Below are 12,528 nucleotides of genomic sequence, written 5' to 3'. Positions count from 1 at the left end.
ACTGTCGGCCGTGACGGACGGGACGCGGCGCGGGCCGCGGATGCGGGGGATGACCGAGGGCGCCTCGGTCACCCCGCTGGAGCTCTTCTTCGACCTGGTCTTCGTCTACGCGCTCACCCAGGTGACCGCGCTGATGGCGGCCGACCTGACCTGGCCCGGGATGGGTCGGGGCCTGCTGGTGCTGGCCCTGCTCTGGTGGTGCTGGTGCTGCTACGCCTGGCTCGGCAACACCGTCCGCGCCGACGAGGGCGTGGTCCGGGTGGTCCTCTTCGCGGTGGTGGCCATCATGTTCGTGGTCGCCGCCACCATCCCGGAGGCGTTCGTCGACCTGCCCGGCGGGCTCCCCGGCCCGGTCGTGTTCGCCGCCTGCTACCTGGCCGTCCGGGTGCTGCACCTGGTCCTCTACTGGTACGCCGCCCGCGGCGACGCCGGGCTGCGCCGGCAGCTGGTGCGCGCCGCCCTGCCGATGTTGGGCGGGGCGGTGCTGCTCTTCACCGCCGCGCTGCTGCCCTCGTACCTCACCGACGACCCGGCGCGGGTCGTGTGGCTGCGGACCCTGCTCTGGGTGCTCGCCCTCGTCGTCGACTACGGCGGCATCATGGCCATCGGCGCGGCGGGCTGGCAGATCTACTCGGCCGCGCACTGGACCGAGCGGCACGGCCTGATCATCATCGTGGCGCTGGGGGAGTCCCTGGTCGCGATCGGCGTCGGGATCACCGCGCTGCCGATCTCCTGGCCGATCATCGTGGCCTCGTTCCTCGGCGTCACGGTGGCGGCGGCACTGTGGTGGGCGTACTTCGACGTGGTGTCGATCGCCGCCGAGCGGGTGCTGGCCCGGGCGCGGGGCGCCGAGCGGGCCGCGCTGGGCCGGGACTCCTACACCTACCTCCACCTGCCGATGATCACCGGGATCATCCTGCTCGCCCTCGGCTTCAAGAAGGTGCTGGCGTACGTCGCGGACGACACCCACCACCGGCTCACCGACCCGCTGCACGGGTTGGGCCTGCTCGCCCTCTACGGCGGCGTGATCGTCTACCTGCTCGGCCACGTGGGCTTCCGGTTGCGCAACATGCGCTCGGTCAACTGGCCGCGGGTCGCCACCACGGTGCTGCTGGTGCTGCTCCTGCCGATGGCCGACCACCTGCCGGCGCTGGCCGCGCTGGGGCTGCTCGCCGTGGTCTGCGCCGGGATGGTGGTGGCCGAGATGGTGCTCTTCGGGGCGGCCCGCCGCGCGCTGCGCGACGAGTTCCTCGACGAGCACGGCGCGGGCGGCGCGCCCGGGCGGTAGGCCCCGTTCCGGTACGGATCCCCTGATCGGCACCGGCGCGGGGCGGGGATTGCGGAGACTGCCCGGGTGGGGAACGGCGGGGGTGCCGGATGGTCGCGCGTGGTGCGACTCGGCGCGCCGGGCTCCCGGACCACCCGGCTGGAGCTCTTCTACGACCTGGTCTTCGTCTTCGCGTTCATCAACGTCACCACGCTGACCGCCACCCTGCTCACCCCGACCAACCTCTACCGCTGCCTGCTGGTGCTGGCGCTGCTCTGGTGGTCGTGGACCGGCTTCGCCCGGCTCGGCAACGCGGTGCGCGCCGACCAGGGCCTGCTGCCGCTGGTCGGCTTCGTCACGGTGGCCGCGACCTTCCTGCTGGTGCTCAGCGTGCCGAGCGCGTTCGTCGACCGTCCCGGCGGGCTGAACGGCCCGCTGGTCTTCGCGGGCTGCTATTTCGTGATCCGGATGGCCCAGCTCGTGGTCTTCGGCTGGGTGGACCGGGCGGATCCGGTCCGGCGCCAGCGGCTGCTGCTGCGCGCGGTGCTGCCGAGCGTGGCCACCGCGTTGCTGGTGGTCGCCGGCACGGTTCCCCAGCGGCTCGCCGACCGGCCGTTCGCGGTGGCGCTGCAGTTGGCGCTCTGGACCGTGGCGCTGCTGGTCGAGTACGTCGGCGGGGTGACCCTGGCCCGGCGGTGGTGGGTGGTGGTCTCGGCCGGGCACTGGGCGGAGCGGCACGCCCTGATGGTGCTGATCGCGCTCGGCGAGTTGATCATCGCGCTCGGGCTCGGCCCGAAGACCGGGCTGCCGCTCACCCGCCCGGTGGCGGTCGCCGCGCTGCTCGGCGTCCTGATCGTGGCGATGCTCTGGTGGGGGTACTTCGACACCCTGGCGTACGCGTTGGAGCAGGCGCTGCACCACGCCCGGGACCCGGCCGCCCGGCTCCGGCTCGCCCGGGACGTCTACACGTTCCTGCACCTGCCCCTGCTCGCCGGGATCATTCTCTTCGCCCTCGGCCTGAAGGACCTGCTCGCCGAGGCGGCCAGCCCAGAATCCCCCAGCTGGGGCGATCCGCTCGGCGGCTTCTGGGTCGCCGTCTTCTACGGCGGGGTGGGTCTCTACCTGCTCAGTCTTGTCGGCTGCGCGCTGGTGGCGCTGCGGAAGGTGCACTGGCCGCTGCTGGTCACGGTGGTGGTGCTCGCCGCCGTCGCCCCGTTCGCCGCCCCGATCCCGGAGCTGGCCGCGTTGGGCCTGCTGGCGGTGCTCACCACCATCGGGGTGATCGCGGAGACGTTCAGCGAGGACGGCGGGCGGCGCCAGGTCCGGGAGCTCGCGCTGGAGGAGCAGCTCGCCGCGGAAGCGGACCAGAGCCACTGGCGCCAGCAGCACCTCTGAGCGCGAGGAGTGTGACCGGGCCCGGAACCACGGCGGCGGCCGTGCCCCGGGACGGAGGGGCACGGCCGCCGGGCGGTGCGGGCTCGCTACAACTCGGCGAGGCTGCCCGCGTACATCTTGTCGATCTGGTCGGCGAAGTTGGTCTCCACGCTCCGGCGCTTGATCTTCAGCGACGGGGTGACCTCGCCGTCCTCGATGGTGAGGTCCCGGGGGAGGATGGTCACCTTCTTGATCGTCTCCCAGCGGTTCAGCTTGCCGTTCAGCTCGGCCACGTAGCCCTCGACCATGGCCTGCGCCTCGGGCGAGGTGACGATCGCCGTGTAGTCGCGGCCCTCCAGCGGGGTGCCGGCCGCCCAGCCCTTGATCGCGTCCGGGTCGAGCGTGACCAGCATGGTGCAGTAGTTGCGCGCCTGCCCGATCACCACCGCCTGCGAGGTGTACGGGCAGACGGCCTTGAACATGCCCTCGATGTGCGACGGCGCGATGTACTTGCCGCCGGAGGTCTTGACCAGGTCCTTCTTCCGGTCGGTGATGCACAGGTAGCCGTCGTCGTCGAGGGTGCCGATGTCGCCGGTGCGGAAGAAGCCGTCCTCGGTGAACGCGGCAGCGGTCTCCTCGGGCAGGTTGTGGTAGCCGCGCATGACCGGCTTGCCCCGCACCAGGATCTCGCCGTCGGTGTCGATCCGGCACTCCAGGTCGCCCATGGCCCGGCCCACGCTGCCGATCTTCAGCCCGTCGGGCGGGTTCACGAACGCGCCGGCGCTGGTCTCGGTGAGCCCGTAGCCCTCGGAGATGGGCAGGTTGGCCGCGGCGAAGAAGGTGCCGATCTCCTTGCTGAGCGGCGCCGCGCCGGAGACCAGCACCCGCATCCGGCCGCCGAGCCGGGCCTGGAGCTTGCTGAACACCAGCTTCTCGGCCAGCGCGTACTTCAGTTTCAGTCCGGCCGGCACCGGCTTGCCGGCCTGCTCCAGCGCGACCTTCTCCTTACCCACCGCGACGCCCCAGGCGAAGATCTTCGCCTTCGCGCCGCCGGCGCCCTGTGCCGTGGTGACCGCCTTGTTGTAGACCTTCTCGAAGACCCGGGGCGCGCCGCACATGAGCGTCGGCCGGATCACCCCGAGCAGGTCGACCAGCTTGTCGACCCGGCCGTCGACGTAGGTGGGCAGGCCGACGTGGGTGGCGCCGCAGAGCAGCGTCTTGCCGAACGAGTGGGACAGCGGCAGCCACAGGTACTGCAGGTCGTCGGCGTGCAGCAGGCCCAACTCGGCCTGCGCCACGCCCTCCCAGCACCAGCCGCCGTGCAGCAGCTCGACGCCCTTGGGCCGGCCGGTGGTGCCCGAGGTGTAGATCAGGGTGGCCAGGTGGTCCGGGCCGATGCCGGCGACCAGCATGTCGATCAGGTCGGGCTCGTTGGCCAGCGCCCGGGACCCCCGGTCCTCCAGCTCGGCCAGGGTGAGCTGCGGGACGGTGGCGGCCGGGTCGGGTGCGCCGTCGAAGAGCACCACGTGGGTCAGCGCCGGCACCGCCGTGCCGGCGATCTTCGCCGCCTGGGCGGGGTTCTCGGCGAAGAGCACCTTCGACCCGGAGTCGGCGACGATGTACGTGGCGTCCTCCGGCTCGGTGGTCGGGTAGACGGTGGTGGTGGCCCCGCCGGCGCACATGATCCCGAAGTCGGCGAGCACCCACTCCAGCCGCGTGTTGGCGAGGATCGCCACCGGATCCTCCAGGCCGACGCCGAGCGCGTGCAAGCCGGCGGCGATCGCCTTGGCGCGCTGCCCGACCTGCTCCCACGTCAGCCAGACCGGCCCCGAGTCGTCCGGGGCGGGATGGGCGAACGCGTGGCGGTCGGGGGAGTCCGCCACGCGCTTGAGGAACATGTCGGGTACGGAACGGTACGGTACATCGAGAGCCATCGCTGTAGCCGCCTTCAGAGGGTGGAGGGACGTGACGGGGGTCACGCCATTCTGCGGTTACCGAAGAGTATTGCCTGGACCGGGGCAGCGGCTAGCCCCGGTGGCCTGCGGCGACCGCCCTCCCGGGAGGTGGAACCCGCGGCTCAGGCGTACCGGGTGGCGGCGCGGGACCAGTCGTAGGTGGCCCGGATCCAGTTCCGCCGGGTGGTGAGGAAGGCCCGCACCCCCTCGTCGCCCGTCGCGGCCAGCGCCGCGTCCCGCTCCGCGTACGCCGCCAGGCCCTCGTTGAACCGGGTGGCCGCCGCGCGCAGCGCCGCCTCCTCGCCCCGCCCGGCCTCGCCGGCGATCGTGGTGACCAGGTTGTGCGCGTCCGGGCCCGTCGCCCGCTCCTTGTCGTAGGAGAAGAGGTCGTTGCACCAGCAGACGAGGTCGGCGGCGAGCGCGTCCAGGGCGGCCAGCGCCGGGTCCGCCCGCCGGTCCGGGCCGGGCAGGTCCGGGTGGGCCAGGTCGGTCAGGGTGAAACTGGGCCGGGCGCCCCCGGTGTGCCGGCGCATCTGCACGTACTCGACCACCCCCGGCACCCGGCGGTGCTCCCGGTTGGCCGCCTCCCAGAGCAGGGCCAGCAGGTACTCGCGCAGTTGGCTGACCAGGCGCAGCAGCAGCGCCGGCCGCCGCCGGTCGCGGACCCGCCGGCACAGGTCGTCCAGCGCCACGGCCAGCGGGCCGGCCCCGGTCGGGCTCGGGGCGAGCGGATCGCCGTGCCGGTCGAGCACCTCCAGCAGGGCCGCCACGGTCGGCGCGAGCCGGGTGGGGCTGGCCCCCAGGCCGTCCTCGTCGCACGCGTCGTCCATCACGAACAGCCAGCTGATCAGGTCGGCGAGCAGTCGCAGGTCGCCGACCGACGCGTCCGGGCAGGCCCGCCCGGCCAGCTCCACCGGGTGGGCGCCGGCGAGCCGGCGCAACCCGGCCGGGGTGTCGATCAGGCCCAGGTCGACGACCCACGCTGCGCTCTCCCCGGCGACCAGCTCGACGGCGGCGTGCCGGCGCGCCGGGAAGGGGGGTTCGTGCAGTGCCGAGAGCGCGAAGCCTCGCATCCGTCTCCCCTTGTCCCGCCACCCCGCGGTTGGGCGGCGGGTCAGGAGCGTACGGCAGCGCGGATCGGCGCCCGTCGCTGGGCCGAAGCTGTTCCCACGGGATCCGGTGACCGGTCCGGCGCGCTTCGTCAGAAGCCCAGGCCGGCCGTCCGCAACCGCTCCGCCGGCTCGGTCGGGCCGTCCACCTGGACGCGGGCCACCCGCTGGCGGCCGGAGATGAACAGCACCAGCTCGCCCGGCGCGCCCACCACCCGCAGCCGCTCGCCGCCGCGGCCGACGGCCCGCTCGCCGTAGCCGGGGGCCTGGATCAGCAGGTCCGCCGGGAAGCGCCGCAACGCCACCCGGGCCAGCATGGCGGCCCGCTTCCAGAGCGCGGCCTGCTGCCGGGCCGGCAGGTCGCGGGGGAGCCAGCCCGCCCGGGCCCGGCGCACGTCCTCGTGGTGGATGAAGAATTCCAGGCTGTTGACCAGTTCGTCGGTCAGCGGGTTGCTCAGCGGGCTCCACCGCGGCGGGCGGCGGACCCGGTCCACCAGCTCGGCCCAGGGTCCAGCGGCCACCCGACGACGGACCGCCTCGCCGTACCCGCGCAGCGGCGGCAGCAGGATGCCACCCGCCGCGTCCGGCCGGCGCTCCCGCACCAGCAGGTGCGCCGCCAGGTCCCGGGTGGTCCACCCCTCGTTGACCGTCGGCGCGTCCGGTCCCAGCTCCAGCATCAGGTCGGCGAGCGCCTCGCGCTCCGTTCGGGCGTACCGCGGCATGGCCCGATCGTAGGCCCGCCCGGGCCGATCGGCGCGTCCGGCGCGGCCCCGCGCCGGCGTCCCTCGTCCGGCACCGTCCGGCCGCGCGGACGTCCGTCCTGCTGGGCGGGGTTGACCGGGAAGGAGTGACGGCGGACATATCGGGGCCGGGTCGGCAGAGCAGGGGCCGACCGGTAAGGATGAGGGAGATAACTGCGGCTTACGGCGGGGGAGAGCGTGGCGAGCGGGACAAGTCGGGACGTCCTCGGCAGAGGGCTACGGGTACTCGGCCGGGCCATCCGGGAGCAGCCGCGCATCTTCGCGGTCGCGGTGGCCGGCAGCGTGCTCTTCGGCCTCATGGTGATCGCCAGCGCGTACGTGGTCGGCGCGGTGGTCGGCAAGGTGGTGGTCCCGGCGGTCGCCCGCGGCTCGGTCACCGGCGGCGCCCTGGCGCTCGCCGCCGCCGCACTGTTCGGCATCAGCGTGCTGCGGGTGGTCGGCATCTTCGGCCGCCGGCTCGGCGCCGGCTACATGCAGTACCGGCTCCAGGCCGCCTACCGCCGCCGGGTCACCCGCCGTTATCTCGACCTGCCGCTGGCCTGGCACCACCGCAACGCCACCGGCACCCTGCTCTCCAACGCCAACTCGGACGTCGAGGCCGCCTGGTATCCGATCGCGCCGCTGCCCTTCGCCGTCGGCACCCTGGTGATGCTCGTCGGTGCGGTGATCTCGCTCTTCCTCACCGACTGGGCCCTCGCGCTGGTCGGGCTCGCCGTGTTCCCGGCGCTGTTCGCGCTCAACGTGGTCTACTCCCGCCGGATGGCGCCCCGCCAGGCCCGCGCCCAGCGGCTGCGCGCCGAGGTCAGCGGCATCGCGCACGAGAGCTTCGACGGCGCCCTGGTGGTCAAGACGATGGGCCGGGAGGCCCAGGAGACCGCCCGGTTCGCCGACCGGGCCGGCGACCTGCGCGACGCGCTGATCTCCGTCGGCAAGCTGCGCGGCGTCTTCGACCCGATGCTGGAGACGCTGCCCAGCCTCGGCACGCTCGCCGTGCTGGTGGTCGGCGCGGTCCGGCTCCGGGAGGGCGCGATCACCGTGACCGAGCTGGTCAGCGTGGCGTTCCTCTTCACCGTGCTGGCCTTCCCGGTCCGGGCCATCGGCTGGGTGCTGGCCGAGCTGCCGCGCAGCGTCGCCGGCTGGGACCGGGTCCGCCGGGTCCTCGACGCCACCGGCGAGATGCCGTACGGCGACGTGACGCTCGACCCGGCCACGCCGGCGCCGGCCACCCTCGCCTTCCACGACGTGCACTTCGGGTACGAGCCGGCCGAGGCGCACCTGCCCGGCGCCGAGGTGCTCGGCGAGGTCACCTTCACCGTGCCGGCCGGGAAGACGGTCGCCCTGGTCGGGCCGACCGGCGCCGGCAAGTCCACCATCACCTCGCTGGCCGTGCGGCTGGTCGACCCGCGCACCGGCACGGTCACCCTGGACGGCGTCGACGTGCGGGAGCTGACCGCCGCCTCGCTGGCCTCGACCGTGGCCCTGGTCGCCCAGGTGCCGTTCGTCTTCGACGACACCGTGCGGGCCAACATCGCCCTGGACCGCGCCGGCATCGGCGACGAGGAGGTCTGGGCGGCGCTGCGGCTGGCCGAGGCGGACGGCTTCGTGGCCGCGCTACCCGACGGGCTGGACACCATGGTCGGCGAGCGGGGCACCTCGCTCTCCGGCGGGCAGCGGCAGCGGCTCACCCTGGCCCGGGCGATCGCCGGCCGGCCCCGGCTGCTGGTGCTCGACGACGCCACCAGCGCCGTCGACCCGCGGGTGGAGGCGGCCATCCTGGCCGGGCTGCGCGCCCCGGCTGACGGCAACGCGCCCGCCTCGATCCTGGTGGTCGCCTACCGGCGGGCCACCATCGCGCTCGCCGACGAGGTGATCTACGTCGAGCACGGTCGGGTGGTGGCCCGGGGCACGCACACCGACCTGCTCGCCACCGTCGCCGGCTACGCCGACCTGGTCACCGCCTACGAGCAGGCCGAGCAGGAACGCGAGCAGACCCGCACGTACGACGAGGTCACCCCGCTGACCTCCGGCCTGGAAATCGAGGTTGACCGGTGAGCGCGAGGAGTGAGCCGGGTCTGCGAGCCCCGCAGTCGCGAACGGAGACCGGCGCGGTGAGCGCGAACCACGAGGCCGAGGCGACCGAGTCGACCTGGCGGACGCTGCGGCGCGGGCTGGCGCTCTCCCCGGAGCTGAGGACCGGGCTGGCCGGCACCGTGGCGCTGGCCCTGATCTACATGGTCGGCCGGGTCGCCGTGCCGGTGGCCGTGCAGCGGGGCATCGACCACGGCATCCTCGGCGGCCTCGACCTGGACGTGGTCATGGTGACCGTGGTGGTCACCGCCGCCGTGCTGGTGGTCACCACCACCTGCGGCTACCTGATGATGCGCCGGCTGTTCACGGTCAGCGAGACCGCGCTGGCCGGGGTGCGCACGCGCGCGTTCCGGCACGTGCACGACCTGTCCATGCTGCACCAGCAGTCCGAGCGGCGCGGCTCGCTGGTCTCCCGGGTCACCAGCGACGTCGACCAGATCACCCAGTTCCTCCAGTGGGGCGGCGTGATCCTGATCGTCAACCTGGGCCAGCTCGTGGTGACCACGGCCGTGATGCTCGCCTACTCCTGGCAGCTGACCCTGGTGGTGCTCGTCGCGTTCGCGCCGGCGGTGCTGGTGATCCGGCTGCTCCAGCGCCGGCTCGCGGGCGCCTACGGGCTGGTCCGGCAGCGGATGGGCACCCTGCTCGGCACCATCGGCGAGAGCGTGGTGGGTGCGCCGGTGATCCGGGCGTACGGCATCTCCGGGCGCACCGCCCGGCGGCTGGACGCGGCCATCGAGGGGCAGCGCCAGGCCCAGCAGAGGGCGATCCGGATCAGCATCGTGGGCAGCTCGGTCGGTGAGTTGGCGGCCGGCCTGGCCCTCGCGGGCGTGGTGGTGGTCGGGGTCAACCTCGGCGTCGACCGCACCCTGTCCATCGGCCAGCTCACCGCGTTCCTGTTCCTGGTGACGCTCTTCATCCAGCCGGTGCAGATCGCCACCGAGGTGCTCAACGAGGCGCAGAACGCGATCGCCGGCTGGCGCCGGGTGCTCGACGTGCTGGACGTCGCGCCGGACGTGGCCGACCCGGGGGAGCAGGGCCGGGAGCTGCCGGACGGACCGCTGGACATCCGCTTCGCCGGGGTGACCTTCGCCTACCCGGGCGGGCCGCCGGTGTTGCACGACGTGTCGCTGGAGATCCCGGCGAAGAGCCGGGTGGCCGTGGTCGGCGAGACCGGCAGCGGCAAGACGACCTTCGCCAAGCTGCTCACCCGGCTCATGGACCCGACCGAGGGCGAGGTGCTGCTCTCCGGGGTCTCGCTGCGCGAGGTGCGCTTCGAGTCGCTGCGCTCCCGGGTGGTGATGGTGCCGCAGGACGGCTTCCTCTTCGACGCCACGGTCGGGGAGAACGTCCGCTTCGCCCGCCCGGAGCTGACCGACGGGCAGCTCACCGCCGCCTTCTCCGAGCTGGGCCTGGCCGACTGGCTGGACGGGCTGCCGGCTGGGCTGGACACCCCGGTCGGCGAGCGCGGTGAGGCGCTGAGCGTCGGCGAGCGGCAACTCGTCGCGCTGGCCCGGGCGTACGTGGCCGACCCCGACCTGCTGGTGCTCGACGAGGCGACCAGCGCCGTCGACCCGGCCACCGAGGTACGCCTCCAGCGCACCCTGGACGCCGTCACCCGGGGCCGGACGACGCTGGCCATCGCCCACCGGCTGTCCACCGCCCAGGCCGCCGACGAGGTGATCGTGGTGGACCGGGGGCGGATCGTGCAGCGCGGCCCGCACGACGAGCTGCTGCGGGACCCGGAGTCGGTCTACGCCCTGCTCTACGCCTCCTGGCTGGAGCAGACCCGCTGACGAGTCAGTCCAGGTCGCCGGTGAGGTAGCGCTGGATGGTCGGGCCGATCGTGGCGACCAGGGTCTCCGGGTCGGCGGAGGCGACCGGTTCGAGGCGGATCACGTAGCGCATCATGGCCAGGCCGGCGACCTGCGTGGCCACCAGCGCGCCCCGCAGCGGCAGCTGCGCCGGGTCGACGTCGAGCTGGTCGAGGACCCGCCGCATCACCTGGGTGACCAGGAACTCGCGCAGCAGCCGGGCGGTCCACTCGCTGCTGACCGCCGAGCGGAGCAGGGCCACGGCGGCCCCGCCGACCGGCGAGTCCCAGACGCTCAGGAAGGTGCGGACCAGGCGCTCGCCCACCTGATCCGGGTCGCCGGCCAGCACGGCCGGCACGAGCTGCGCCGGGTCGACCGGAATCGCCACGGTGGCCCGGAACAGCTCCTCCTTGGTGCCGAAGTAGTGGTGCACCAGCGCCGGGTCCACCCCCGCGGCCGTGGCGATCGACCGGATCGAGGCGGCGTCGAAGCCGCGCTCGGCGAACGCCGCCCGGGCCGCCGCGAGGATGGCCTCCCGGGTGTCCGGGTTGCCCGGTCGCCGGCCGGTGCGCCGGGCCATCACCCGCTGCGCCGCCGCAGCGTCGCGGCGGCCAGCACCAGTGCCGCCACCGCCGCGCCGGCGACGATCGCCACGTCCCGCCACATCGTCCCGGTCGGGTCGGCGTGCGCGCCGACCTCCTGGAGCGCCTCGACGGCGTACGACAGGGGCAGCACGTCGCTGATCGCCTGGAGCCAGCCGGCCATCTCGCCGCGGGGCACGAAGAGCCCGCAGAGCAGCAGCTGCGGCAGGGCCACCACCGGCAGGAACTGCACGGCCTGGAACTCGGTGCGGGCGAACGCGGAGCAGAGCAGGCCGAGCGCCACGGCCAGCACCGCGTTGAGGCCGGCGATCATCACCACCAGCCACTGGCTGCCGGCGGTGTCCAGCCCGAACACCTGGTACGCCACCAGCGAGGCGACGGTCGACTGGAGCACTCCGGCCAGCCCGAACGCGATGCCGTAGCCGAAGAGCAGGTCGATCTTGCCGAGCGGGGTGGTGAGCAGCCGCTCCAGGGTCCCGGTGGTGCGCTCGCGCAGCATGGCGATGCTGGTCACCAGGAACATGATGATGAACGGGAAGAAGCCCAGCATGATCAGCGCGACCCGGTCGAAGACGCTCGGCCGGCCGGGCGGGGTGGGCTGCTCGACGTACATGAAGTAGACCAGCGTGAGCAGCACGGTGGGCACCACCACCAGCATCGCCACGGTGCGCCGGTCGTGCCGGAGCTGGCGCAGGATCCGGCCGGTGGTGGCGGCGAGGATGCGGGGGTTCACTGGTCGGCCTCCTGCTCGTTCGCCTTGATCAGCCGGAGGAAGGCCTCCTCCAGGTCGTCCACGCCGGTGGTGGCGCGGACCGCGTCGGGGGTGTCGTCGGCGACCAGCCGGCCGTCCCGGATGAGCAGCAGCCGGTCGCAGCGGGCCGCCTCGTCCATCACGTGGCTGGAGACCAGCAGCGTGGTGCCGGCGGCGGCCATGGCGTGGAACCGGGCCCACAGGTCGGCGCGGAGCACCGGATCCTGGCCGACCGTGGGCTCGTCGAGGATGACCAGCTCCGGGTCCCCGACCAGGGCGCAGGCCAGCGAGGCGCGGCTGCGCTGCCCGCCGGAGAGGGTGCCGACCAGCTGGTCGGCGGCCTGCGCCAGCCCCACGTCTGCCACCGCCCGGTCGGCCTCGGCCCGGCCCCGCCCCTGGAGCACGGCGAAGTAACGCGCGTTCTCCCGGACCGTCAGGTCGGCGTAGACGCTGGGCGCCTGGGTCAGGTAGCCGACCCGGCGGCGCAGCTCGGCCGCCCCGGCGGGCCGACCCAGCACGGTGACCGTGCCCGAGCCGACCGTCTGCACCCCGACGATCGCGCGCATCAGGGTGGTCTTGCCACTGCCGCTCGGCCCGAGCAGCCCGGTGACCGAGCCGCGGGGCACCGCGCAGGAGATGCCCTGGAGCACCCGCTGCCGGCCCCGCTCGACCACCAGGTCACGGACCGACACCGCGTCGTCCATGCCCGCCTCCAAAAACTCATCAACCGTTGAACTCAACGCTAGATGAGTTGCCCGGTTGGGCGCAAGGTTGACTTCGAGTGCCCTCGAACTGGAAGCCTGGGGA

At 73.7% G+C, this 12,528-nt stretch carries 10 protein-coding genes; 4 read left to right on the top strand and 6 right to left on the bottom strand.

From position 1 onward, the window contains the following. The first annotated feature begins 10 nt into the window (after positions 1-10). Together ACFYPD_RS24275 and ACFYPD_RS24270 are read left to right on the top strand one after the other, a co-directional pair. Positions 11-1,288: a low temperature requirement protein A gene (locus ACFYPD_RS24275; RefSeq protein WP_387117633.1), complete on the top strand. Its 1,278-nt coding sequence runs from the start codon at positions 11-13 to the stop codon at positions 1,286-1,288. Between the two features lie 102 nt (positions 1,289-1,390). Further along, positions 1,391-2,662, top strand: a complete 1,272-nt coding sequence (locus ACFYPD_RS24270; protein ID WP_387118119.1) for a low temperature requirement protein A — start codon at positions 1,391-1,393, stop codon at positions 2,660-2,662. Positions 2,663-2,748: 86 nt separating this feature from the next. On the opposite strand, the gene ACFYPD_RS24265 is transcribed toward ACFYPD_RS24270, so the two are convergent. From ACFYPD_RS24265 to ACFYPD_RS24255, 3 genes are all read right to left on the bottom strand, one after another. Continuing rightward, positions 2,749-4,575 carry an AMP-dependent synthetase/ligase gene (locus ACFYPD_RS24265; protein WP_387117631.1) on the bottom strand — a complete coding sequence of 609 codons (1,827 nt, stop codon included), beginning with the start codon at positions 4,573-4,575 and terminating at the stop codon, positions 2,749-2,751. A 143-nt stretch (positions 4,576-4,718) separates the two neighbouring features. After that, positions 4,719-5,669, bottom strand: coding sequence for a terpene synthase (locus ACFYPD_RS24260; RefSeq protein WP_387117628.1), 951 nt, complete (start codon positions 5,667-5,669; stop codon positions 4,719-4,721). A gap of 128 nt (positions 5,670-5,797) precedes the next feature. Beyond that, entirely contained in the window at positions 5,798-6,427 is a 630-nt protein-coding gene (locus tag ACFYPD_RS24255; protein ID WP_387117625.1) for a TIGR03085 family metal-binding protein, read from the bottom strand. 216 nt (positions 6,428-6,643) lie between these two features. On the opposite strand from ACFYPD_RS24255, the gene ACFYPD_RS24250 reads away from it, so the two are divergent. Both ACFYPD_RS24250 and ACFYPD_RS24245 read left to right on the top strand, forming a co-directional pair. After that, positions 6,644-8,518 (top strand): ABC transporter ATP-binding protein, encoded by a 1,875-nt coding sequence (locus tag ACFYPD_RS24250; RefSeq protein WP_387117622.1) that lies wholly within the window; start codon positions 6,644-6,646, stop codon positions 8,516-8,518. Between the two features lie 56 nt (positions 8,519-8,574). After that, a complete protein-coding gene (locus ACFYPD_RS24245) occupies positions 8,575-10,350 on the top strand; it encodes an ABC transporter ATP-binding protein (protein ID WP_387117619.1) in 1,776 nt (591 codons plus the stop codon). Between the two features lie 4 nt (positions 10,351-10,354). On the opposite strand, the gene ACFYPD_RS24240 is transcribed toward ACFYPD_RS24245, so the two are convergent. Genes ACFYPD_RS24240 through ACFYPD_RS24230 form a run of 3 tightly spaced genes read right to left on the bottom strand, consistent with a single transcriptional unit; the run spans position 10,355 to position 12,425 of the window. Then, on the bottom strand, positions 10,355-10,948 hold the full coding sequence (locus tag ACFYPD_RS24240; protein ID WP_387117616.1) for a TetR family transcriptional regulator: 594 nt from the start codon (positions 10,946-10,948) through the stop codon (positions 10,355-10,357). Next, the gene (locus tag ACFYPD_RS24235; protein ID WP_387117613.1) at positions 10,948-11,703 is read right to left on the bottom strand and encodes an ABC transporter permease; all 756 of its coding nucleotides are present in this window, start codon (positions 11,701-11,703) and stop codon (positions 10,948-10,950) included. Before ACFYPD_RS24235 ends, ACFYPD_RS24240 begins: the two co-directional genes overlap by 1 nt. Beyond that, the gene (locus ACFYPD_RS24230) at positions 11,700-12,425 is read right to left on the bottom strand and encodes an ABC transporter ATP-binding protein (protein WP_387117610.1); all 726 of its coding nucleotides are present in this window, start codon (positions 12,423-12,425) and stop codon (positions 11,700-11,702) included. The genes ACFYPD_RS24235 and ACFYPD_RS24230 overlap by 4 nt, the downstream gene beginning before the upstream one ends. Positions 12,426-12,528 lie beyond the last annotated feature (103 nt).

The organism is Micromonospora sp. NPDC005299 (genome assembly GCF_042872345.1).
GTDB lineage: Bacteria > Actinomycetota > Actinomycetes > Mycobacteriales > Micromonosporaceae > Micromonospora.
The sequence above is the reverse complement of the archived record's forward strand: the minus strand, read 5'-3'. Positions and strand labels throughout refer to the sequence as shown.

Bases quoted from the DNA above. Each gene is read 5' to 3' on its own strand.
- ACFYPD_RS24265 (WP_387117631.1), bottom strand. From the start codon at position 4,575: ATGGCTCTCGATGTACCGTACCGTTCCGTACCCGACATGTTCCTCAAG.
- ACFYPD_RS24260 (WP_387117628.1), bottom strand. From the start codon at position 5,669: ATGCGAGGCTTCGCGCTCTCGGCACTGCACGAACCCCCCTTCCCGGCG.
- ACFYPD_RS24255 (WP_387117625.1), bottom strand. From the start codon at position 6,427: ATGCCGCGGTACGCCCGAACGGAGCGCGAGGCGCTCGCCGACCTGATG.
- ACFYPD_RS24240 (WP_387117616.1), bottom strand. From the start codon at position 10,948: ATGGCCCGGCGCACCGGCCGGCGACCGGGCAACCCGGACACCCGGGAG.
- ACFYPD_RS24230 (WP_387117610.1), bottom strand. From the start codon at position 12,425: ATGGACGACGCGGTGTCGGTCCGTGACCTGGTGGTCGAGCGGGGCCGG.